Below are 25,448 nucleotides of genomic sequence, written 5' to 3'. Positions count from 1 at the left end.
GCGGTGATAGATGATGGATAAATTGAAGAAGTATATTTACGAGCTGGTTGCAGCCAAGAAACTATCGGCCAAAGAAGCGACGGAATACATCGTGAGCCTGCAAAAAGCGAACGAAACATTGAGCGATGAGGTCGCGATTATCGGCATTTCTGGACGATTTCCTAAGGCGAATACAGTGCAGGAGTTTTGGGAAAATATTCGCGCGGGAAGAGAATGCCTGGATGACTTTCCTGTCCATCGCTTGGAAGATGGACGGGCCCTATTTTCCGATCAGCGATTTGATCACAAGCGCTTTAAAAAAGGCGGCTATTTGGATGAAATCAGTTTCTTCGATGCAGACATGTTTCGCATATCACCGAAGGAAGCTATGTCCATGGAGCCTTATCAACGAATCATGCTGGAACTTGCCTATGAGACCTTACTCGATGCCGGTTATGAGACACGGGATATCATAGGATCAAAGACAGGCGTATTTATCGGGAAAGATCATGTCACTGGGATTGAATACCGCAATTATGTGAGCCCGGATATTTTTAGCTTGACTGGCTCGTGGCCGGGGATATTAGCAAGCAGAATCTCGTATGCCTACAACCTGAAAGGACCGAGCATTGTCTTTGATACGTCGTGTTCTTCCGGGTTAGTAGGCGTTCATTTTGCTTGCGAATCTCTGCGTAGAAATGAATGTGAGATGGCATTTGTGGGCGGCATCAGCGGCCTTTTCTATTTTCCTCCAATCAAGGAGGACGGATCACTGGATCAAGTTGAATCCGCCGAAGAAATGATTCGTGCGTTTGACAAAGATGCAAAGGGCACTGTATGGGGCGAGGGTGGCGGAGGGCTGCTTCTGAAGCCATTGTCCAAGGCGCTCGCAGACAACGACATGATTTACGCGATCATAAAAGGCAGCGGGATCAACAACAACGGACTCTCCAAAGGTATTACGGCTCCAAATGGGGAGGCGCAGGAAGAGCTTCTGAAAAGCGTGTGGAAGCAAGCGCAGATCGATCCCGAGACCATTCGGTACATGGAAGCCCACGGGACAGGTACCGTGTTAGGGGATTCCATCGAATTGCAATCCATTATGAATGCCTTTCAATCCTTTACGACCAAAAAACAGTTTTGTGGTGTGGGCTCAGTCAAAACGAACATTGGGCATTTGGTTGGGGCTTCAGGGATTGTCTCTCTGATCAAAGCGGTAATGATGCTGAAACATGGCGAAATCCCGCCTTCGCTTCATTTTCAAACACCCAGTCCTTACATTGACTTGGCAAACTCAGCTTTATTCGTCAATGATGTGCGAACAAAATTGGAGCAAAAGGATTATCCAACTCGGATCGGGATTAACTCGTTTGGATTTAGTGGAACCAATTGCCATATCCTGATCGAGGAACCACAAAGACTCGTACGTCAAAGCTACCACGGGCAAGACAGCTATATGCTGGTTTTATCGGCAAGTAGTGAGCAGAAACTGCTGGAGTCGGTCAAGCAGTACCAACAGTTTGTATTGGCAGACCGTAACATAAACTTGAGCGATCTGTGCTTTACAGCGAGCACTTCCCGTAATCATTACACCCACCGAGTATCGATTATTTTCCACAGCTACCAAGATCTTTTGGTGAAATTGAACGGGATGAAAGCAGTAAACCGTGTATCCGAATGGAGTGAAAATCCTGACATTGGCTACCAGAGGCATGAGGTAGTGCCGGACAATAAGCAGGCCGTAGAGGCGTGGGAAATCCGGGAAGGTGAGAAAAAGTTTTTAGACAGACAAGCAAACGAAGCAATCAAGGAACTGATCGAGAAGAATGTGGACGAAAAGCTGATCTGGGGACAGGTTGCACAACTTTACATGAAGGGTGCTAGCATTGACTGGACAAAGCTTTATCGAGGAGGTCATAAGCTACCTCTGCCTGGAAATATACTGGAGCGGCAAAAATTTTGGCCGGTTGAAGCAAAGCCAAAGAAAATGGAAGAAGACCTCTATTATAAGTCTGTCTGGATGGAAGAAACCCTTCCTACCTCTGACCTCCATCAGGAAACGGATGACAATACGATTTTGCTGATTGTCGATGAGGCGGATACCGCCAAGTGGCACCCGCATTTATTAGAAAAACTGCAAGCAAAGCGATTGATCATGGTAGAGATAGGAACACACTCTTTGCAAGTGACCCATGATCACTTCAAAGTCGCGCGTACGTATGAGGATATAGCTGGATTCTGCTCGCAGCTCGATATTTCGTCACTGGATCAGATTCTCTTTATGGCTCCGACTACCCATGATCTGTCTGAGTCGTGGAAGGAATTTCAATCGTCCATGAATCAAACAGCCGGGTCTTTGCTACTTTTTACCAAAGCGCTGCACATGACTGGAAAGCTGACAAAAGAAATAGATGTTGCTTTAATCACGCAGAATGCACAAGCGGTGCAGATGGCCGTTGCGATCTGCAATCCTTTTCACCATATGCTCGTCGGACTGGGGAAATCCATTCGCCAGGAGAACTTCTGCCTGAATATACGCAATATTGATTGCAGCTCTGACAATTTGGAGTTGGATCTACTATTAGCCGAAATTCAGCGAAGAAGCACACGTTACTCGGTGGCGTTGCGACAAGGCCGCCGTTATATCGAGGTTATTGAAAAAGCAGATATCTCAGGCACACAAGAAGATGAAACAACAATCGGAGCAGGCGATGTCTTCTTAATCACCGGTGGGTTGGGCCAACTAGGAACAGAAGTTTGCAAGTATCTGAGCCAAAAAAATAAAGTAAAGCTGATTGTCCTAGGAAGGACAATGCTTCCGGACAAAGAGGCATGGCCAACCATTATTCGAGAACAGTCGGACAAAGATTTGGTGAATAAAATGAATGCGATACTTGCCGTTGAGGCGTTGGGGTCCGTGCTTGACTATCAATGTGTGGACATATGCGACGAATCAGAAATGAAACGTTTGGTTCAGAACATTCAGGAGACACATGGGCAGCTTAATGGAATTATTCATTGTGCGGGGGTTGGAGTTGGCGACATAGAAGATTTTGGTATGAGCGAGCAAGAATTTGAACGAAGACATGCCGTGAAAACGTATGGAAGTTGGCTGTTATACACGCTCACGAAAGAGATGAACAAAGGCTTTACCATGTTCTTTTCATCTGCTGTTTCTGTCACGGGGGGACGGGGCTCCCTTAGTTATGCCACAGGGAATGCCTTTTTGGACGGATTGGCGGAAACTATCAAGCGACAGGGGAAAAAAGTCATCTCTATCAACTGGGCTACGTGGGAAACGACTGCTTCCAAGCTCTCCATGCAAGAAGAGAGACACGTTTTCCGTTTTTTGTCTACCCATCAGGCCTTGCAAGCACTCGATCATATTCTCCACAGGCAAATGTTCCGGACAATCGTCGGCAAACTTAATCATGCCAATGAGCTGTTGGAGCTCGAACACGTATGGCCATTCCTTTTGGCAGATGAAGTGAAGCAAGAATTGTTCAAGGAGACTGCAAAACCGGGACGCGTTATCACTGCCACATCTGTGACACTCAAGGAGAAGGATGGATATACAGCGACCCAAAAAGAGTTGGCGCAATTATGGGCGGAGGTTCTTGGGCTAAACGCAATCAGCTTGTTCGACACTTTCCATCAATTGGGCGGTGATTCGATCCACGCTGCACAACTGTATAAACAGTGGAACGAGAAATACCCAGGCACGCTTCATGTAGCAGATATCTACATGTACCCAACCATTTATGAAATGGCCAATTACTTGGAAAGCAAAAAGACACCGCAGCCTGCTGAGCTAACGATTGAATCCATCCTGGAAGGGTACAAGCAGAGTAGGTACTCGAAGGATGAGACAAAGAGGTTATTGGCAGAATGGAATACGTTATCAACGGGGCAGTCTATACAGTCCGAACAAAATGACGAATACGCGATTATCGGATACGCATGTAAATTTCCGCAGGCAGAAAATGCAGAGCAATTTTGGACAAATTTAACTTCGGGTATCAATGCTGTACGACCATTTCCTGCCTCCAGAAGAAAAGATACGGATCAGTATCTAACCGAAGACCAAGCATACTGCCAAGGCGGTTATCTGGAGAATATCGATAGCTTTGATTCAAGCTTTTTCCATATTGCTCCCAAAGAGGCAGAATTGATGGACCCTGAACAACGCCTCCTTTTGGAGAATGTGTATGAAGCCATTGAGAACAGCGGTCTTGGCGGGAAAAATCTTTTTGGAACCGAAACGGGTGTTTACATCGGCAAGGATACGACCGGACGCAATGAATACAACAACATGATCGACATTCAGCATCCATTGAAAGTAACTTCTGGATCGACTGGCATTCTCGCAAGTCGGATCGCCTACTTCCTGAATTTAAATGGTCCCTGCCTGGTTGTGGATACAGCATGCTCCTCCAGTCTGGCTGCCATGTGCTTGGCCACGCAAGCGTTGAAGCAGGGACAAATTGATGTGGCTATTGTTGCGGGGGTTTCATTGGCGTATCTTCCTACACAGCACAATCCCCTGATTGATTCTGCAGACGAAACAATTCGTCCTTTTGATGCCGGAGCAAACGGAACAATGTGGGGAGAAGGAGTAGGTACCATCGTGCTGAAGCGCTTGGACCAGGCTGTAGAGGATAAGCACGTGATACATGCTGTTGTCAAAGGCTCCGCCATGAATAATAACGGAGCATCAAACGGAATCACTGCACCAAATGCGGACGCGCAGGAAAAAGCATTGGTAGAGGCATGGAGGACAGCCAATATCGATCCCGAAACGATTTCGTATATCGAAGCGCATGCCACTGGAACCAAATTGGGTGACCCGATTGAAATGAAGGGTATTTCCAATGCCTTCCGTAGATTTACGAATAAAAAGCAATTTTGCGGTGTGGGCACGGTAAAAGCCAACATCGGTCACTTGGTGGGGGCCTCGGGGATGGCTTCCGTCATAAAGATGATTCTGGCATTTAAATATAAGCAATTGCCCCCGGTAGCACACTTTAAGCATCCGAATCCGTTTATCGAATTTGCGGATTCTCCTATTTTTGTTAATGACAAGCTACAGGAGTGGAACGTATCAGGCACACCGCGCAGATGCGGAATCAGTTCCTTTGGGTTCAGTGGGACGAATTGCCATATTCTGTTGGAAGAACCCCCTCCCTCTGCTGTGGAGAACGTAGGCGATCAAGGCTGGAACCTTCTGACTTTGTCGGCGAAAACGAAATCAGCTTTACGTGCACTGATCAGCCGCTACACCAAATATCTCAACACAACGAAGGCCGTCGATTCTCAAAATCTATGCTATACAGCCAACACAACTCGTGGACACTATGAGCACCGGGTGGCCATCCTCTTTAAGCACCAGGCCGAACTCCGGGAAAAATGCAGATCCTTGGATGGAAAAGGGCTTGAAAATACGAACGGAGCAGAGGAAGGAATCTATTACAAGGTGAGCCAAGTCATCCTAGACCAAAATGACCAGTGTGAAAACGGGTTGCTAGAGGAAGAAAAATTAAAACGGAACGCGATTGCGGAAAGAACCATTCAGCAGTATATAGCAAATGACTCTGCTTTCACACTTCAAAGCCTGCAAAACATCGCCGTGATGTACACAGATGGGGCAGATATCAACTGGCATAACCTTTATCCGAGAGAGCAGCATCAAATCATCGAATTGCCAGCTTATTCGTATGATTCGGTGCGTCATTGGATTGGGACACAGAAACAAGAAAGCTCTAAGCAAAAGGACACCTATTATCACTTGCGGTGGATACGCGACGACAAAGAGCCATTGAAGCAAGTAGGCAAAAGCAACGGAACCTGGCTGTTTTTGGGAGGAACTGGGCAATGGAGTCAGTCAATGCTCCAAGAGATAAGAGAGCATAAAATCGATCTTATCGAGGTTAGTTCTGGTCCAGCCTTTCAAAAATTCAGTGATCATCACTACCAGATCGGCTCGAAAGAAGATTATCCAGTCTTGCTGAAGGAGCTGATGAACCGAAACATCCGAAACATTATCCACTGCATGAGCGTGGTAGATGAGGAGATTGAGTGTGCAGAAGACTTACATGCACTAGAGAACAAGGGGGTTTACAGCTTCTATCATCTTGTGTGTGAAATGCTGAACCAGTCGTACAATCAGCAAATCAATCTTTATGTCATTGGCGACCATACTTTCTCGCTGACCAAGCATGAATCGATCCTGAAGCCCCATCACGCTGTACTGTTTGGAATGGCGAAAGTAATACCGCAGGAGTATTCACAGTTGAAATGCCGATGCATCGATAGCGATAGCGATACTTCCCCAGCGACTATCTGGAAAGAAATTTGTGCAGACAAAGAAGACTTCCAGGTGGCGTATCGGCATAATGTCCGGTACATCGAACATTTGGAAGAACAGATGCTGGGCAATTCAGAGCTCCAGGACGTAGCGATCAAGGAAAACGGCGTCTATCTGGTTACGGGTGGACTCGGCGATATTGGACTGAAGGTTGCTCAATATCTCAGTACGAAAAAATCGGTTTACTTATGCTTGCTCGGAAGAAATGTATTGCCTCCGCGAGAGCAATGGACTGACATTGTCCGAGATCAGTCCGATTCCAAAGTGGCTAGCCAAATAGATATCATCCGCAGAATAGAGAAAAATGGGTCCAGTGTAGATGTATATGCGGTTGATATTGCCAATGAGAGCAAGTTGGCAGATGTTTTGGAAACCATCCGCCATCAGCACGGAGCTATCCATGGTCTATTCCACTGCGCCGGGGTGGCAGGCGAAGGTTTACTGATCAACAAAGAACATGCACAGATGAAGCAAGTGCTAGATCCAAAAGTCATCGGTACCTGGTTGCTGGACCGTTACACCGAGAGAGATCAGCTCGACTTTTTCGTTATGTTTTCATCTGTCACTAGTCTGTTGGGCGGGATTGGACAGGCTGATTATACGGCTGCCAATGCCTATTTGGACGTTTTTAGTGAGTACAGGCAAGCCAAAGGTCAAAGAAGCGTAACCATCAATTGGCCTGCATGGAACGATACTGGCATGGCGGCGAAATATCGTATCAAGAAAGAGGCTTCTCCGTTTCATGGCATCCATCCGGATCAAGCAATCGACATTTTGGATTCGATTTTAGCGCGAAAGGTCCCTCGCGTCATCGTCGGTGAAATGAACGAAGCGCATTTCCGCACGCACAGCTATCACTTGCCTTTTACCATCTCACCAGCAATCAGGAGAATGGTCACACAGCCTGTTGCATTCGAGACAATTGAAGACCAGCAGATTGTACCCATTCTGAAAGGTAGAAATAATCACAGATACAGCGATATCGAGACCCAACTAGCCTCTATTTGGCAAAAAGTATTGGGAATACCGGAAGCGAATGTGTACCAGTCTTTTCAAGAGGCAGGAGGAAACTCCATTCTGGCGACAAGTCTCGTAAAAGAAATCGATCAGTTGTACCCTGGCCGCATCAACATTGCAACGTTGTTTGCCTATCCTTCCATTGCGAAGATGGCTGAATATCTCGAGAACAAACCGAGTCAATACGAACCGTCTCAGAAAAATGGCGAGGTCCAGAGCGAGAACATCCTCTTGCAGGACAAGCTGGCGGACTTTATCAAGGGTGATATTTCAATGGAGAATATATTGGACTACTTAGACAAGAAAGAGTGGGGAGAAGAAGATGAGTAGCCGAAAAGAGATGAATGACAGCATTTTGCAGCTACTGAAATCTGGACATCTCAATCAGGATATGGCACTTTCCATTCTGGAAAAGCTGAATCGCAATCCAGAGCGAAAGTATCAGCAGGATATTGCTGTGATTGGAATGGCCTGCCGCTTCCCCGGAGCAAACAACCCCCAGCAGTTTTGGGACAATCTAGTCCAAGGGGTTAACAGCATAGGGTATTTTCCAGAAGAACGATTGCAGGATTTGTCTGGCTTTATTCCAGAATTGGAAGAGTTGCTAGCGAGCTCCAATCATCAAGCTGGCTACCTCGATCAAATTTCCCGATTCGATCACCCTTTCTTCCATATCGCACATAAAGAAGCGATGGCAATGGAACCGTATCAGCGACTTTTTCTGGAGACCGCCTATCATGCAATCGAGGACGCAGGATACGGGGGAGCCAAACTCAAACATTCCAACACGGGAGTATTTGTGGGACTGGAGACCGCCTATCAATCCCATTATCGTTCCCTGTTGCAAAACGAGGATATTTCTTCCCTCGTCGGTTCCTTGGTAGGACTTTTGTCCAATCGAATCTCTTATTTTCTAGACTTACGCGGGCCTGCTTTCGTTCTCAATACGGCATGCTCATCGGGCCTTGTGGCCTTACACCAGGCATGCACGGCATTGGCGAATAAGGAATGCGAAATGGCGCTGGTCGGTGGCGTGAATATGATGGTGATTCCACAGGTTACCGGGAAGCTGAATGATTTGGAGACTTCTGATGGTAGAGTGAAGGCGTTTGACAAAAATGCGGACGGAACGATTTGGAGTGAGGGAATGACGGCTCTGATGCTCAAACCGTTAGGGAGGGCAAGGGAGGATCGTGACCCGATCTATGCGGTGATCAAGGGAAGCGGCGTCAATGCAGATGGCGCTTCCAACGGATTAACGGCCCCCAATCCAGAAGCCGAGACCCAATTGTTTATCCGTACGTGGGAAAAAGCAAAAATTGATCCGTTGTCCATCTCCTATGTTGAAGCGCATGGTACAGGTACTTTATTGGGGGATTCCATTGAATTGCAGGCGATCAACGATGCTTTTCGAAAATATACGTCGGAAACGCATGTTTGCGGGATTGGGTCTGTCAAGACAAACATTGGACATACCGTTGCGGCCTCAGGGTTAGCATCGCTGATAAAGGTCGTGCTTGCTCTCAAACATAAGAAAATCCCTGCTACCCTGCATTATCAGTCTCCGAATCCTTTTGTCGATCCCGAAAACTCGGCAGTCGAGATCGTTACCGAGCTGAGAGAATGGAAGCGGGAAGATAGCTTGCTGCGAGCAGGTGTCAACTCTTTTGGTTTCAGTGGTACCAATTGCCACGTCATTCTAGAAGAGGCTCCCGAACTAGACCGGCCAGAGTCGGAGATTTTGCCGCCTTTTCATCTCTTAACGATTTCAGCCAATAGCCTGAACTCTCTCGATGCGTTGATGAAAGCCTACAATTCCTATTTGCAAGCAGATGAGTCCATTGATCTCGAAGACCTTTGCTACACAGCGAACACTGGCAGAGGCCAATATGAGAACAGAGTCGCGCTGGTGTTCAGTTCAAGAGACGAACTGATGCAGCAATTGCTACAAGTAGATTTATCGGGACAAGACTTGGCGAAGGGAAAAGGAATCTATATCCACGTAGGCACTGAAGTCAACCGTGACGTCAGCTCTCGTACAAACCTTTCTGCTATTGGAGACTTAACAGAGATTGGAAGAGAGAATTTCCAGACAAGAGCATCGCTTGAAAGGCTAGCAGAGCAATACGTTCACGGAATGTCGATCCCTTGGGAGACCCTGTACCGTGAGCAGCGGCAAAAGCTGAACTTGCCTGTTTATCCATTTGATCCAATCAAAGTCTGGCCGGTAGTGGACAAGAAAGCGAGTGTCGGCTTACCGTTAGAATCAGGCAAAGCGGATACGAACGAAGCGTTATCGGCAGGAGATCATGCCCTCTATCACAGCATTCAGTGGGTGCCACTGGCCCCATTGTCCTCACAAGCGGAAAAGAAGGAAAATGTGCTAGTCATTACGGATTCTACCGATTGGGGTAACGATTTAGCCGAGATCATCGCTTCGCGGAGTATGCATATGGTGCATGCCCGATTGACGACAGCCTACAGCAGGGTGAACGCTTCGCAGTATGGTCTTACCGTTTCCGAAGCGGATTTTGACCAGCTTATCCGTGATACAGGCCAGCTAGCACTGAGCAAAGTCATCTTTGCCGCCGGGAATGCATCCGTCTCCGAAAGTGCTGGGGACAGCCTGCATGCGTTGTTTTATCTGACAAAGGCACTGGTGAAAAATCAATTTAACCCCCTTGAGATTGTACTGGTAGGAAAAAACGCCCAGCGGGTCCTCCCCGTCGATCAAGTAGTTCATCCGAACTTTGCAGCCCTATTCGGATTGGGAAAAGTCATTCGGGAAGAGTATAGCGGGCTTCAATGCAAGTGTATCGACTTTGATGAGGGAACACTTGTCAGTGATGTCGTGTCAGAAGCACTAGGAAAAGCCGAGCATTATCAAATCGCGCTTCGTTCGGGAGACAGATACCATCCCCAACTCACACCGTTGGACTTGCCGGCAGTTGATGAGGGTGGCATTCGCTTCAAGGATCAAGGGGTGTATGTCATTACAGGTGGCACCGGGGGAATTGGTCTGGAGCTTGCAAAGAATATTGCTCTGCAATACAAAGTAAAGTTGATCCTACTCAGCCGTACAAAATTACCCCAGCGGGCATCGTGGGACGAGTTCAGCCAGCAAGATCAAGTAGGAAGTCTACTTCACCATCTGAAAAGCTTGGAGAGCAATGGTTCTGAGGTATATACATACAGCGCTGATGTAGCTAACCTGGACGAAATTGCCCCGGTCATCCGCGACATTTATCGTATCCATGGCAAAATTGACGGCATCATCCATGCAGCAGGCTTACCGGGAAGCGGCATGCTGATTGAAAAGGATGGAACATCTTTTTCTGCTGGGGTCTCGGCCAAAATCAGCGGTACTCAAAATCTCTATATGCTAACCCTCGAGAATCCGCCCGATTTTCTCGTTTTGTTCTCTTCGATCGCATCTGTGGTCGGAGGAATTTACTTAGGGGATTATGTGGCGGCTAATTCCTACTTGGATGCTTTTTCAGGGATATCGAGCTCGCCTACACGGATCATGACCATCAATTGGACAACCTGGATGAATACTGGTATGGCGAAAAATGCAGGTACCAACCTCGATGTTGCTTTTCGCTCCCTCACATCTCGTCGAGCGATCAAGGCATTCGAGCAGGTCATCCAAAAAAATCTGTCCAACGTCGTGGTTGGGGAAATCAACACGGACAATGACATGTTCTGGAACAATTCGTTGCCGATAGCATTAGCGCCTTCGATTCGAGAGAGAATCAAGTCGCCAGAAGTTGAAATAAAAGTACAGCTGACGGGAAGAATGAATGACGCTTATACCGATATCGAAAATCAGATTGCGCATATTTGGGGAAACATCTTCCGGCTGCCAACCATTGATATTCACGATCAGTTCTATGATTTAGGTGGCACCTCTATCATGGGCATCAAGATCGCCAACCGGATCAATGAAGAGTGCCAAGTAACCTTGACGGTTCAGGATGTGTTTACGTATTTGACCATTCCGGCATTGGCCGAGTTTGTGCAACAAAAGCAACAGGAAAAGAGCGGTGGGGGAACTCAGCTTAGAAGGGAGGCCTCCATAGAAAAAAGCGTCATGCCGCTGTCGCATGCCCAAAGGCGAATATGGTTTTTGCAAAAGATGAATCCCGATCTCGTTGCCTACAACTTACCCTTTATCCGTACCTACGACATGGCGATTGACGTTGCGCTTTTAGAGCGGGCTGTCTCGTACCTGGCTGCAAGGCATCTGTTATTGCGCACAAAATTTACACTCCAAGACGGAATTCCGGTTCAGGTAGCGCTACCTGAGTATCACCCTACTATCCAGGTTATTGACTTATCGGAACAATCGGATCAAGAGCTTTTACTGGAAAAAAACATCTATACCCAAAAAATGAAGCCGTTCGATTTAGAATCTCCTCCTTACCGCATCTATCTCTACCAGCTTGGCAAGGAGAGGTTTTGCCTCTACGTCAATTTCCACCATATTTTAACAGACGGCTGGAGCATAGATATTTTTTACCGGGAACTATTCGGCATTTACCAATCGTTCTTGCATCAGCAACCCCCAAGACTGGCCGAAGCGAAGCACGATTACTTTGATTGGATCATGGAACAAAAAGAATGGGAGAACAGCAAGGAGTTTGTCGAGCACGAAAATTACTGGCTAAACGAGCTGGCCAAGCCATTGCCGACTTTGCATTTGCCCACTGACAAAAAACGACCGTCCGTCCAAACATACAACGGCAGCTATCATAAATTCGAGATTAGCGGGGAGCTTTATGAAAAGCTCAAAAAACACGTCGAGAATCAGCAGATTACGTATAACAATTTCTTGCTAAGCGCCTACTTCCTGTTGTTGCACAAGCTGTCTCAGGATCAGGACATTATAGTCGGTGTGCCTACTGCTGGAAGAAATCAAAAGAAATGGGAAGAGGTAGTAGGGATTTTTATCAACACCTTGTGTATTCGTGTTCCGTTTCATGAGATCTCCAGTTTTTCTCAGTTACAAAATACCGTGAAGCAAAAAATTTGGTCAGCGATCGACAAAGCACAATACCCATTTGATTTGCTGGTTGAAAAGGTAAATCCGGAGCGGGATTTATCCAGAAATCCCATCTACAATGTGCTGTTCCAATTCTTTGATAAATTGCATTTGGAAAATGACGGGATCAGTCAATTTGAGTTGAGCTGCCTCGCAAAAGAAACCGATCAACGTATCGAGATTTCGTTTGAGTACAATTCGGACTTGTATTCTGAAAGCACGATCCGGCAGTTTGCACACTTTTTCCTACATATTCTCGCACAAGTAGTGGAACGGCCTGAAATATCAATTAAAGAGATTACTTTGCTGACAGATCCCGAGCAAGTCGAGCTGCTACACCATTTCCACGGTGGTCAAGTAGACTGGCAAGATCAACTGCCGATTCACAAGCAATTTGAGGTCCAGGCGCAAAAAACACCGAATGCCATCGCATTAGTATTCGAAGACCGGCAAATGACGTATAAAACGTTAAACGAAAAGGCCAACCAGCTCGCTTGGCTGCTGATGAACAAGGGTGTCGGTACCAATGTGCCAGTTGGTATTTTCGTGGACAGAGGCTTCCAAACAGTGGTTGGCATCTTGGCGATTTTGAAAGCCGGAGGCGCTTATGTGCCACTCGACCCGAGTTATCCTGAAGAGAGAATCAGTTATATTCTCGCAAACAGTGGAGCCAAGTTGTTGTTGTCAGAAAACAGCTTGATGGAGAAGGTAGGTCGGATCGAACTGGACCAACAGATTGATATCATCAATCTGAGCACGACCATAGAGCGAAGTGCTGTGAACCAGACTTATCTTGTAGATTGGGAGCAGGAACTGTCCATCCTAAATCCACCGACTGAAAGCCATGAATTTGATTGGATGTATATCATGTACACCTCTGGCTCAACCGGCAAGCCAAAAGGCGTACTGGTTACCCATTCCAACGTTCATAATTTTCTGGCCTGGAGCATCGAGCAATTCCAATTGAGAACAGATGATGTCTTCATGCTGGTCACTTCCATCAGTTTTGATATATCCGTCTTTGAAATATTCGGGGCATTACTGAGTGGGGGTCGACTTTGCATCGTTTCCCAAGACAGTATGAAGGATATGGACCGATTACTTGCGTATATGGAGGCCAACCAGGTTTCAATCTGGCATTCTGTTCCGAGCTTAATGGTGCAGCTTTCCACTTTTCTGACATACAACAAAGAGCAGTACGATCATCTTTCCGTTTTTCATCAACTCAGATACTTGATGCTGGGTGGAGAAGCGTGGAGCTCTACATTGGCTAAACAGGTACAGGAACTTTTTCCGCGTGCTGAAATCCACAACATGTATGGACCGACAGAGACGACGATCTGGATTTCCAGTTACAAGGTGGAGCCAGGAACGGACTCTCCATATGGTGCCGTACTTATTGGCAAACCGATCGCCAATAATCAAATCTTCATCTTGGATCCATATGACAATCTTTGCCCACCTGGTGTGATCGGCGAAATCTACATAGCTGGTCTAAATGTGACAAAGGGCTACTTCCGGGATGAAGAAAAAACAAGACAAGCATTTATCCCGCAAGCCAACGGCCAACTTTGCTACAAGACTGGCGATCTGGGTAGATACTTGCCAGATGGCAACATCGAATTTATTGGCAGAAGAGATCAGTTAGTAAAAGTAAGGGGTTATCGAATTGAGCTCGGTGAGATCGAGCTTGCACTCAAGGACATAGCGGCTCTCCAACAAATCGCCGTGACGACCGTAAAAGACGGCGAAACGAGCAAAATGGTTTGCTACTATACGGCGGAGAAGCCTTTACCGATGGGGCAATTAAAGGAATACGCGAGAAAGAAACTGCCTGAATACATGATTCCCGCACAATTTTTCCATGTGGATCATTTTTTATTAACCCCGAACGGCAAGATGGACTGGAAATCAATGGCGCTGTATTGCCAAAATACAGATGTCAGCCCAGCTCCTTCGGAAGTTCGAGATGAAGTCGATAAAAAGCTGGTGGAGATATGGAGACAACTGCTTGGTTCCCCAAAAATCGGGATTCATGAAAACTTCTTTGATATTGGCGGAAATTCTTTACTAATCGTTCAATTACAAGAGATGATCAAAGCGGAACTGTCACATGAGATGTCGATTGTGGACCTTTTCCAATATACGACGATTGAAAAGCTGGCGAATCACATCAACGAAAATACTGTAAACAGATCAAGCGTTGAAACTGGACAAAAAAGAGCAGAACTACGGAAAAGACTAAGAACCATGCGAAGCTAACGATCATCTTTTGTGAAAGGAAAATCGGAATGGAAAATGATCATGTTCTGAGTTCGAAAATTGCCATCATCGGAATGGCCGGAAAATTTCCACGAGCGGAAAATATTCAGCAATACTGGAACAACTTGATCGACGGCGTGGAAGGGATTCAATTTTTCACAAAAGAGGAATTGCTGGAGTCGGGAGTAGACGCGGCTCTGATCGATAGGCCAGATTATGTACGAGCTAGTGGCCGATTACAAGATATTGAATGGTTTGACGCAACCTTTTTCCAATATACGCCGAGAGAAACCGAAATTATTGATCCTCAGCAACGCTTGTTCCTGGAATACGCATGGAATGCTATGGAAGATGCTGGGCATAGCCTATCACAATTCGATGGAGCGGTTGGCGTTTTCGCTGGGATCGGGGCCAATAAATATTTGACCCATGTAGTGAGTCGTACCGACTTGCTCCGCATTTTAGACCATCGACAAATCGAAGTGGCAAATGATAAGGATTTCTTGACTACACGGGTCTCTTACAAATTGAATTTGACGGGACCCAGTCTTTCCATTCAGACGGCTTGCTCTTCTTCGTTGGTAAGTGTGCACTTGGCCTGCCAAAGCTTGCTGAACGGGGAGTGCGATATGGCTTTGGCAGGAGGCGTATCCATTCAGTTTCTGAGCAAGCATGGCTACCTGTACAAGCAGGGAGGCATCGAGTCTCCGGATGGACACTGCCGCTGTTTCGATGAAAAAGCAGAAGGAACGGTATTCGGTGATGGCGTTGGTGTGATTGTGCTCAAAAGGCTGGAAGAAGCGATTCAAGACAAGGATCATATCTACGCAGTCATTAGCGGATCAGCGATTAACAATGACGGGGCAGGTAAAGTGGGATTTACCGCTCCTGGATTTGAAGGGCAAATTCAAGTGATTTCCGAAGCGATGGAAGTTGCGGGCGTGACGCCCCACGATATCGGTTATGTGGAAGCGCATGGCACGGGGACGAAGTTGGGGGATCGGGTAGAGATTGCTGCACTCAAGGAAGTTTTCAAAGATCGAGACCTGGACGATCCATGCTATATAGGGTCTGTCAAAGCGAATATTGGACATTTGAACACGGCTTCCGGCATCGCAGGCTTAATCAAGGCAGTTCTCGCTATCAAACACGAGACGATCCCGCCATTGCTTCATCTTCAAAATCCTAATCCGCAGCTCGAATTGGAAAGAAGTCCATTTCAGTTGAATAAGAGCCCGGTGAAATGGAACGCAGTTATCAGGAAAAGAGTGGCAGGTGTCAGTTCTTTTGGGATCGGAGGGACAAATGCTCATGTGATTGTCGAAGAAGCTCCTGAGACTCGGTCCCAAGAAGAGAAGAAAGAGTGGAATTTACTTACGATTTCGGGGAAAACGAGTCAAGCCAGACAGCGAAACTACGAGAATATTTTGGCTTATCTCAAAGAAAATCCGGAAGCGGACGTATCTCAAGTAGCTTATACACTTCAAGCAGGCAGAGAGCACTTCGAGTTTCGCGGGATTGTGCTTTGCAATCATCACGTGCAGAGGCCCAATACGATTGAGCTTCCGCTAGTTCTAACGAAGAAGGAAGAAGAACAGGAAGAAAAATCGGTTGTCTTCGTATTTTCCGCTCAAGGGACCGAGTATGTAAATATGGCTCGTGACTTGTATCAACTGATCCCATTCTTTCGGGAAACGATGGATCGAGGCTTTCGACTGGTCGAGCGACTGTTTCATCTGGATATAAAAAAGAAGATGTACCCGGATCATCATGATCGGGATCAAGCGGAAATGATTCTGCATGATCCACTCCATGGAACAATTGCGCTATTCCTTCTTGAATACGCATTAGCGCAATTATGGCGGCATTGGGGAGTGGCACCAAAAGCAATGGCAGGGGATTGGCTAGGAGAATACGTCAGTGCGTGTCTCGCAAACGTCTTTGCTTGGGAAGAAGCTTTGAAGCTGCTATTTTTCCGAGGGGATATTCACGAAGGCATGGTCCTACGCAAACCGACCATCCCGTTTCTGTCGAATAGAAGCAACACGTGGATAACCGAGGAACAAGCGACATCTCTCGAATATTGGCGAGAGCTGATCAACTTCCCTGATCAATTGTCCGCAGGTTTGCCCACGTTAGCCAAAGTGAGAAAGCCTGTCTTTCTAGAAATTGGTCCAGGGAAAAAACGCTGTGAATGGCTGGCGGAGCATGAACACTTCCAATCAGAGCCGTTACTGCATTCCTTTCTTGCTGAAAAAGATAGCGAAAGCGCCTATAAAACGATGCTTAACTCATTAGGGCGGCTGTGGCTGTATAAAACAAACGTCAACTGGAAAAATTTACATACGTCACAGCACCCAAGACGGCTCTCTTTGCCAACCTACTCCTTTGAGAAACAATACTATTGGATTGACAGCGCCTTCGATTCCCATGTGGATACGCTTCATCAGGAAAAGCACCGTCCCCCATCCACGCTCTTGATAAAACAAGGGGACCAATTCGACCAGCATGACGATGCCAGTTATACGCTGAATACTTTCCAAATGCAACAACTGGAAAACCTATTGGCTAGCTTTTCTCCTGACCCTTCACTCGTGAAATTGGCACCACCCGCAACTGATTATCGAAAAGAGCAGCAGCCGCGCGAACAAAAGTATGAAGACATTACCTCTGTGTTGTGCAAAATTTTGGAGGAGCTACTAGGGAAAAGTCCGATAGGCATCCAAGATGACTTTTTTGATCTGGGTGGTGATTCGGTGACAGCCATCCAATTTGCTTCCCGTGTCAAAGAACTTCAAATTGAGATTTCCTCTGAATTGCTCTTTGATTATCCGACCATGGAGGAATTGGCGAAACAGATTCGCATGGAACACGATAACCCTTCGTCCCCGCAAGTGATGCCGACAGAAGTCCCGGGCATTCAGTATTACTATGTGGACAAAGCTGATCAGGAAATTTTGATGAACGTAGTAGAGGCGACAGAAGTTGAAAGCGTCTATCCGCTTTCCTTCATGCAACTATTGGTCTTAAACCACAATATTATTCATGCACGACAAGGCACCGTCAATTTGCTGTCCTTTCCGATCGCAGAAGAGCTTCGTCTTGATCTTTTCGAGATGGCATGGCAAAAAGTAATCAACCGTCATTCTTTGTTGCGAACAGGTTTTATATGGAGAAGGATTTCGCATCCAGTTCAATTTGTCAAAAGGCATGTAGACGTATCGATAGACGTGCTGGATTGGACGGAGCTTTCCGAGGAGGACCAAAAGCTTGCTTTGACGGAATTCATTGCGATGGAACGACAAAAGAGCTTTAGCGTGGATGCGGTCCCGCAAATGCGTTTTCATCTCATCCAATACGGCAAGGCCGCCTATCAATTTGTATGGTCCTACCAAAATTCGCTTTTTGATGGATGGAGCATGAATATCATTCTGCAAGAAGTATGGGGAAACTATCATCTAGGCGAATCTCTTATCAGCCAACCAGATAGGCCCGCGACTCCGTTCCTGGAATATGTCAAATGGCAAAAAACAAAAGATGATCATGAAGCCAAACAATTTTGGACAGAGGAGCTACAACAGTTCCGTTATCAGGATCAACTTGTGCAAGCTCCCACGAGCAGTCAGAGTACCTTTGTCAGTGCTGTGAAAAGTGTTGATCTTGCACAGGACGAGGTCTATACTGTAAGAGAATTTACCAGAAAAAACCAAATAACGATAAATACGGTAGTCCTAGGAGCTTGGGGTTTGGCGCAAGCGCGGCTGTTGGAAAAGCATGATGTGATGATCGGAATGATTACATCGGGAAGAGTACCGGAAATCGATCAAATGGACAAAATGGTCGGATTGTTTACAAATAGCTTGCCAGTCCGGTTGATCTACGACGAGGCAGACCACATCAGAGAGTGGTTTGTGGCATTGCAAAAAAAGCTGGTGAAAATCAGACGTTACGAGCACATTACTTTGCAGCAAATCACCTATTGGTCGCAGATTCCGCTTGATTTTTTACAGACGGTGATCAATACACGAAGCTTGGTTTATACCCAATCTCCTTTTCAGACGAACCAGGCTTCCGAACTTGGGGAGCAAAAGCATTTGCAGGGTGACAGTGTCGGTCAGCTTCATCTTCCGCTGCGTATTTTTGTTAACCCGGGAGAGGAACGCTTAACGATACGAGCGGAATACGACAGTAACCAATTTGCCCACGATGTTATCACGCAACTCCTGCAGGAGGTAAAGCGTCTGGTAGTTACCATCCCAAAAGCTGATGCGATGCAAGATTTGTGGATACCGTCAAAAAATCAATTTTATTAGGGCACATGCCTGGCGGGAGACTGATCAACGATATGAAGATTGCCATTGTAAATGGACCGAATATGAATCTGATCGGGATGCGGGAAACCCAATTTTATGGGGCAGTCACGTGGAAGCAAATCGAAGACAGGCTACGTGAGTTGGCTGCCGAATTGCAAGTCGATGTCCTCTTTTTTCAATCCAACCATGAAGGTGAAATTACAGACTTTATTCAGCAGCACCTACACGACCTTGATGGCGTGGTCTTGAATCCAGCGGGCTATTCTAAAACCGGATACTCCATACTGGATGCTTTGACCTCCATCGGTATTCCCTATATCGAGGTGCATATGTCCAACATTTTTGAAAGAGGCGGTTGGCATGCGGAATCGATTTTTTTCGAAAACGCCATCGGACATGTGATCGGCTTGAAAGCCAACGTTTATGAGTTGGGCTTGCGAGGCATCAGTCAGTACGTACAGGAAAAACAAACATAGGACAGCAGGAAGGAATGGGGAACTGGTGCAAATTGAAGTCTACAACGCTAAGCTTCACAACTTAAAAAACATTACAACAACGATTCCCAAACATCAGTTCATCGTAGTCACAGGAGTTAGCGGCTCGGGAAAATCAAGTTTTATTTTCGACACCTTGCATCATGAAGGGCAGCGAATTTATTTGGAGGCGCTGGGTATTGCGCATGATGTCCTGCACTATGATTCGTTTGACATGATTCAAGGGCTAAGTCCGACGATTGCCGTGCAACAGAGGACCGTGAGCAATCTGAATCCGCGATCGGTTGTAGGCTCAGTCACGCGTATTCTTAACTTGCTGGCTATCATTTATGCCCAAGAGGGACAACGAGCAGGCGAAGTCGCCGATCCGCAAAAACCAAGTGAATATGTACCAGGCATCTTTATGTTTAACTCCCCCCATGGTTCCTGCCCAACATGCGGGGGGAGAGGATACGTTTCGGAGGTAAACATCGAAAAAATTTTGCCGCCTGCCAATGAAACGATTGAACGCTGGCATCAGTTCGCCTACCAATTTCCCCAACCAAAAAAAGAGGAAAAGGAGTACGTTTCCAAAAGGCTGGAAAATTTCACGAAACACTTTGGGTTAAGCCCGGATACTCTTTTTATAGAATTATCGCGTGAAGCCAAGGAAACGTTCTTGCATTATCGACCAAAGCGGACGCAAAGCAAGGGTCACCTGATCTTTTATGGGGTCAGTGTAGTCATTGAGGAAAAGTTGAAAAAGATCAACACGCAGCAAATAGCAGACCTCCAGACAACACGACCGTGCACCCGGTGCGCGGGGTTTCGGTTAGGAAAGCAAGCACTCTCGATCACCATCGATAACAAGCATATCGGCCAGCTTTGCCAAATGAATGTTGGGGAGTTGACGACATTTTTCCAGCATTATCTGGCAGCGAGGCCACATACCCCCTTTATTACCCATTTGATCAATGAGATCCTCCGTAAACTGAATTGTCTCGAGACAGTAGGCTTGTCCTATTTGAACCTGTACCGAGAAATCCCGACACTGAGCGGAGGGGAGACCCAGAGACTGCACATTATGTCTCATTTATCAGCAAAGGTCGATTCAATCATCTATATTTTTGATGAGCCGACCGCTGGCTTGCACGAAAAGGAAAAAGAAAAGATTATCGAAAGCTTTCATCGATTAAAGCAACAGGGAAATACGGTTATTGTCGTTGAGCATGACGAAAGCGTGATCAAGCATGCCGACTACATTATCGACTTTGGTCCTTTGGCCGGACAACTAGGCGGATCGATTGTTTATCAAGGAAACTACTCCGACTTTCTTGATTCGACTAATTCGATAACGGCTCAGTATTTGCGCGAGAAAAAGCATCCTCGTAAAGAATATACTAGCCGTGTGGATACGCCCGCCTCTACATTGTCGATCAAGAATGCGCGCACGAATAATCTGAAAAACATCGACGTCTCTATTCCGTTGCATGCCATCGTAGGTGTCAGTGGCTTATCAGGTAGTGGCAAAAGCTCCTTGGTAATTGATACGCTCATTCCCAAACTTCAGGCCTCCTTGAAAGCAAAAGCGACCAAACAAAAGACAGTAATGGAAGATGAAGCGGAGCACGAAACCGATTTCGTCCATACGCATGCTGATGCCAAATTGGAAGGCGCCGAAAATATTGATGGATGCATTGTGGTCACACAAAAGCTGGCACGACGTCATGAGAATTCTTGTGTAGCAACGTTCTTAGGCGTGTGGGATCATATTCGTCATATTTTTTCCACACAAGAGGAGGCAATCGCCCTTCAGTTCACGCGCAGCTCTTTTTCATTTAACTCGACAGGCTCATGCACAGTTTGCAATGGTCACGGCTACATAAAAAGATGGCTGGGTCAACTTGTGTTTAGCGACCAATGTCCAGCTTGCCAAGGGAAAAGATTCAAGCCTGAAGTGATGAAGGTACGGTACAAAGAACGCACGATTTCCGACATATTAGAGATGTCTATCTCTGAAGCGCACGAATTTTTCCGCGATCACGTTAAAATTAGCAAGATGCTAGGCACGATTGAAGAGCTGGGTATGGGATATATCCTCATTGGGCAGAGCCTCACTACGTTAAGCGGGGGAGAAGCACAGCGATTAAAATTGGCCAGAGAGTTGGGAAAAGGCAGCAAGGGAAGCTACCTGTACATTTTGGATGAACCGACTGTTGGACTCAGCTATTATGACACCGAAAAGTTACTGGTACTTCTGGGCAAATTGGTAGAGAACGGGCATTCAGTCTTGCTCATTGAGCACGATCCTTACGTGCTTGCTTATTGCGACTATCTGATAGAGCTTGGCCCCGGTGCAGGAAACAAAGGGGGAGAGGTGATCGCGAAAGGATCGCCTGAGGAGATCAAACAGCTAACTTGCTCCATGATCGGTCCTTTTTTGGAATAGAAGGAAGAGTTTATTCGTGTAGGTTTGATTTGATCCTAATTCGATACGAAAAGAGGAGATGCTTGTGGAGAGTGTAATGCTGCCAGTTGTGCAACCGCCCATTTTCGGCTATCAATTTTTTGCCTTTCCTCTGTGTATTGTATTAAAGGACGAAAGAAGCCTGCCTTGGTTATACAGCAATTTCATCCAGGTCTGCTTCGACAAGCGCCCGAACCCACCTGTCCCGTTTACTTTTTACATCCATGACTACAAGTTGAATCCTTGGCTTCACGTTGAACATTTTGAGAGAGGTACGATGAGCATCGTCCAAAGGAATATCGTAGATTTTGTTCGCGATTGTCTTTTGGACGGCTACTATGTTTATCTCAATGTGGATGAGTATTACATCCCAGAGCGTAAAGTCTATCAAAAAAGTAATCTCTCTCACGATGTACTCATACATGGGGTCGATCTTCAGGAGAATACCTTTCAGTTGCTTGGCTTTACGGATAAGGAGACGTTTGCTTCGACGAGTGTGTCCTTCCGAAACTTTGAACTGGCTTACGACAGCATAGACCAGATTGATCACCAGGCGGTTTGCAATCGCATTTATTTGTATAAATACAAGGAATCGGGAGAGTATGATTTTGATTTGACATTGGTTCAGGAAACGCTAGAAGAGTATCTGTATTCAAAAAATACCTCAACACGATTTCGCATGGTTTCCAAGCCTTGGAACCATTGTGCCTACGGCTTGGAAACATATCAGTGCCTGCAAGACTATTGCCAGCACCTGCTCGAGGGAAAGACTCATTTTGATGTTCGTCACGTTCACACCTTGTGGGAGCACAAAAGATTGATGGTATCCCGCATCAAATATATGCAGGAAAACACTAGCTACCTGAATTCGTCTCATCAGATTTATGAGGGTTATTCAGAAATAGAGCGTAAAGCGCGAAATACGCGCAATCTTATGCTGAAATTTTATATGCAGCAGGAAGAAGAAACCCTTCATAAAATCATGAGATACCTTGATGAAATAGCCGCTCAGGAAGCAATGGTGATGGAAAAGCTTTTGACGTTGTTGCGCAGACACGAACCGAAGTTGCTTTAAACCTTCGTGTTTCTTCAATCTTTATATAAAGGAGGATACTTGTATGATAACCAAAAACGAAATCGAAGAAAAATTGGTGAGCATCTACATGAAACAGATGCAAGAGCTTCAAATTAGTCCGGATAACTTGCAACAAAGCGGGATTGATTTCTCGTCCCAGGAAATCCGCTTACAAGATGTCGGAATTAACTCGCTTGGATTTATTCGACTGGTGGTTGCGGTTGAAAATGAATTTGGATTTCAGTTTGAAGATGACATGCTGAATGTCGAACTTTTTCAAACCATCCAAGAATTGATTATGTATATAGAGGGGAAAGTAAAGCAGGAGTCTATTTAATTTGGAAGGTGGGAATGTATATGAAGTTTTATGCAGATTTACCGATGTGGCTTCATTATAATGACAAGAATCAACTCCACCTCATTCACGAATCCGCAAAATTATTAGAGGAAAATGGGTTTGCAGGGTCCCTGCTTTTTTATCAGCATACTACGCTTGATCCATGGATCGTTGCCACTGGCACCTTACAAGCTACAAACAATCATCTGCCGATCATCGCATTGCAGCCAAATACAATTCCTCCGTTCACCGCTGCCAAAATGATACATTCACTAGTCCACTTGTACGGGCGCAAAGTAGCGCTAAATTTAATACCTGGTCAATCGCCATCCGAGCTTAGCCAAGTCAATGATACTGTACCGGCCGAGGAACGCTTCGATCGCTTAGTGGAATACATAGAAATATTGCGGTCATTACTTCAGTCAAATGACCCTTTAACATACAGAGGCAAATACTATACGTACAATGAGTTGCAAGTCTTTGCGCAAGTGGATGAGGATTTGAGACCGATTATTTTTATGCCAGGGGCCTCCTCCTTATTTCAAAAAGCTGCCCTACAGTCGGTTGATGTAGCGATTCAATTAGCAAGTCCCATCTCTCAGCTTGTCAAAAGCTTTGACATTCTTTATGACTCGCATGTGGAATTATGTTGTCGACTTGGCATTATCGCACGCCCAACGTCTCAGGAAGCCATCGAAGTGGCAAAAGAGGAAGTCCCCATGCGATTTATGCAGATTGTGAAGAAGCAGGGAAGAGCGGCAGGATTTTATACAGAAGAAGAAGAGCGTATTTATTTTCCTACCGAACAAGGCAAGGCTTTTCGCGGGCCATTATTGGTTGGCTCCTACGATGAGGTAGCAAGTTATTTTCGGAGGTACAAGGACCTCGGGATTAAACATATCATTTTTAGTTGCATTCGTTCGGTTGAAGATTTGCAGCACGTGAAAGAGGTATTAAATCGAGCAGAGATGGTCGGGATGACCTAGCCTACAAAACGGCAATAGAAACGGGAACATGGTAAAGGAGCCAGAAAGACATGGCGATTTATATTTGGTGCTCTTCAATTGATAGAGAGATAGGCGGTATAAAGCAAGGCTATCAACATGTGAACGTTTTAAATAAAAACGGGATTCCCTCGTATATATACCATGAAGAAGAGGGATTTCGTTGCTCATGGTTTAGGAACGATACGCCTATCTGCTATCACAAAGAAGATATAAGTGAAAATGACATCGTGGTATTCCCCGAGTTCAGCGTTCCATTCGTACCACAAAAATTTCAAGTCAGAAATAAAGTGATTTTTAATCAAGGTTGTTACCACACGTTCAATAATCTTCCGCTTCCAGCCGTTTTATTAAGAAATAAACTATCATCCTATTATCACAAAGAAGAAGTAAAAGCCGTATTGGTTGTTTCTGAAAATGATAGAAGCTACTTAAAACATTGTTTTCCTGACAAAAACATCTATCGAATCAAACACGGCATTGATTCAACCATGTTTTATTTTGATAAAGCTGCGAAAAAGAAACAAATTGCTTTTATGTGCACTAAAAACCCTCACGACATTCGTCAGATTATCTATATGCTGAAAATCAGAGATGCTTTAAAAGGGTGGGAACTTACCCCTATTTACGAAAAGCCTCATAAAGAAGTAGCGAGAATCCTCAGAGAAGCATCCATTTTCTTAAGCTTCGGAACGCAAGAAGGATTTTACTTGCCCGCGGCTGAAGCGATGGCGTGTGGTTGTATCGTGATTGGGTACAATGGCTTGGCTGGTAGAGAGTATTTTCAACCAGATTTTAGTTACACCATATCGAATGGGGATGTTTTACAGTTCGCACTTGTAGTCGAACGGGCTATCGAGCAGTTTAATAAATCCAACGATATTTTTATGGAAAAGTCAATCAAAGCTAGCAACTATATTCAAAAGAACTACTCACTCGATAAAGAAGAAAAGAGTATAGTAGAAGCTTGGAATCAGATTCTTTCATTAATTAATGTACGTGATTCGTATGCACATTCGTACTCACATCCTTCATCCCCATTTCAATGAAGTTGTATTGTGTGAGAAATAGAAACAGTCCGTCAATTGCATTGACAAGGGTGAAAGCGTGGGG

General features: G+C 45.8%; 9 protein-coding genes. All 9 read left to right on the top strand.

Annotated features, from left to right (window positions below; translation table 11 throughout):
- Positions 1–10 precede the first annotated feature (10 nt).
- Genes ASG16_RS28095 through ASG16_RS28055 form a run of 9 tightly spaced genes read left to right on the top strand, consistent with a single transcriptional unit; the run spans position 11 to position 25,384 of the window.
- Positions 11–7,690: an SDR family NAD(P)-dependent oxidoreductase gene (locus ASG16_RS28095; protein WP_241970849.1), complete on the top strand. Its 7,680-nt coding sequence runs from the start codon at positions 11–13 to the stop codon at positions 7,688–7,690.
- Positions 7,683–14,666 carry a non-ribosomal peptide synthetase gene (locus ASG16_RS28090; RefSeq protein ID WP_056487480.1) on the top strand — a complete coding sequence of 2,328 codons (6,984 nt, stop codon included), beginning with the start codon at positions 7,683–7,685 and terminating at the stop codon, positions 14,664–14,666. The genes ASG16_RS28095 and ASG16_RS28090 overlap by 8 nt, the downstream gene beginning before the upstream one ends.
- A 29-nt stretch (positions 14,667–14,695) precedes the next feature.
- Positions 14,696–18,979, top strand: coding sequence for a type I polyketide synthase (locus ASG16_RS28085; protein WP_056487477.1), 4,284 nt, complete (start codon positions 14,696–14,698; stop codon positions 18,977–18,979).
- A 32-nt stretch (positions 18,980–19,011) separates the two neighbouring features.
- Positions 19,012–19,455, top strand: coding sequence for a type II 3-dehydroquinate dehydratase (locus ASG16_RS28080; protein WP_056487474.1), 444 nt, complete (start codon positions 19,012–19,014; stop codon positions 19,453–19,455).
- Positions 19,456–19,480: 25 nt separating this feature from the next.
- A complete protein-coding gene (locus tag ASG16_RS28075) occupies positions 19,481–21,901 on the top strand; it encodes an excinuclease ABC subunit UvrA (RefSeq protein ID WP_056487471.1) in 2,421 nt (806 codons plus the stop codon).
- A 58-nt stretch (positions 21,902–21,959) separates the two neighbouring features.
- The gene (locus ASG16_RS28070; RefSeq protein ID WP_241970848.1) at positions 21,960–22,994 is read left to right on the top strand and encodes a hypothetical protein; all 1,035 of its coding nucleotides are present in this window, start codon (positions 21,960–21,962) and stop codon (positions 22,992–22,994) included.
- A 43-nt stretch (positions 22,995–23,037) separates the two neighbouring features.
- Positions 23,038–23,331, top strand: coding sequence for an acyl carrier protein (locus ASG16_RS28065; protein WP_056487465.1), 294 nt, complete (start codon positions 23,038–23,040; stop codon positions 23,329–23,331).
- A 20-nt stretch (positions 23,332–23,351) separates the two neighbouring features.
- The gene (locus ASG16_RS28060) at positions 23,352–24,317 is read left to right on the top strand and encodes an LLM class flavin-dependent oxidoreductase (RefSeq protein WP_056487463.1); all 966 of its coding nucleotides are present in this window, start codon (positions 23,352–23,354) and stop codon (positions 24,315–24,317) included.
- 50 nt (positions 24,318–24,367) lie between these two features.
- Positions 24,368–25,384: a glycosyltransferase gene (locus ASG16_RS28055; protein WP_056487461.1), complete on the top strand. Its 1,017-nt coding sequence runs from the start codon at positions 24,368–24,370 to the stop codon at positions 25,382–25,384.
- Positions 25,385–25,448 lie beyond the last annotated feature (64 nt).

Origin of the sequence: Brevibacillus sp. Leaf182 (assembly GCF_001423865.2) — a bacterium.
In the GTDB taxonomy this organism is placed as follows: domain Bacteria; phylum Bacillota; class Bacilli; order Brevibacillales; family Brevibacillaceae; genus Brevibacillus; species Brevibacillus brevis_C.
This window is presented reverse-complemented; position numbering and strand designations above follow the sequence as displayed.

Bases quoted from the DNA above. Each gene is read 5' to 3' on its own strand.
- ASG16_RS28070 (WP_241970848.1), top strand. From the start codon at position 21,960: ATGCTTGTGGAGAGTGTAATGCTGCCAGTTGTGCAACCGCCCATTTTC.
- ASG16_RS28080 (WP_056487474.1), top strand. From the start codon at position 19,012: ATGAAGATTGCCATTGTAAATGGACCGAATATGAATCTGATCGGGATG.
- ASG16_RS28090 (WP_056487480.1), top strand. From the start codon at position 7,683: ATGAGTAGCCGAAAAGAGATGAATGACAGCATTTTGCAGCTACTGAAA.
- ASG16_RS28065 (WP_056487465.1), top strand. From the start codon at position 23,038: ATGATAACCAAAAACGAAATCGAAGAAAAATTGGTGAGCATCTACATG.
- ASG16_RS28055 (WP_056487461.1), top strand. From the start codon at position 24,368: ATGGCGATTTATATTTGGTGCTCTTCAATTGATAGAGAGATAGGCGGT.
- ASG16_RS28095 (WP_241970849.1), top strand. From the start codon at position 11: ATGATGGATAAATTGAAGAAGTATATTTACGAGCTGGTTGCAGCCAAG.
- ASG16_RS28085 (WP_056487477.1), top strand. From the start codon at position 14,696: ATGGAAAATGATCATGTTCTGAGTTCGAAAATTGCCATCATCGGAATG.
- ASG16_RS28060 (WP_056487463.1), top strand. From the start codon at position 23,352: ATGAAGTTTTATGCAGATTTACCGATGTGGCTTCATTATAATGACAAG.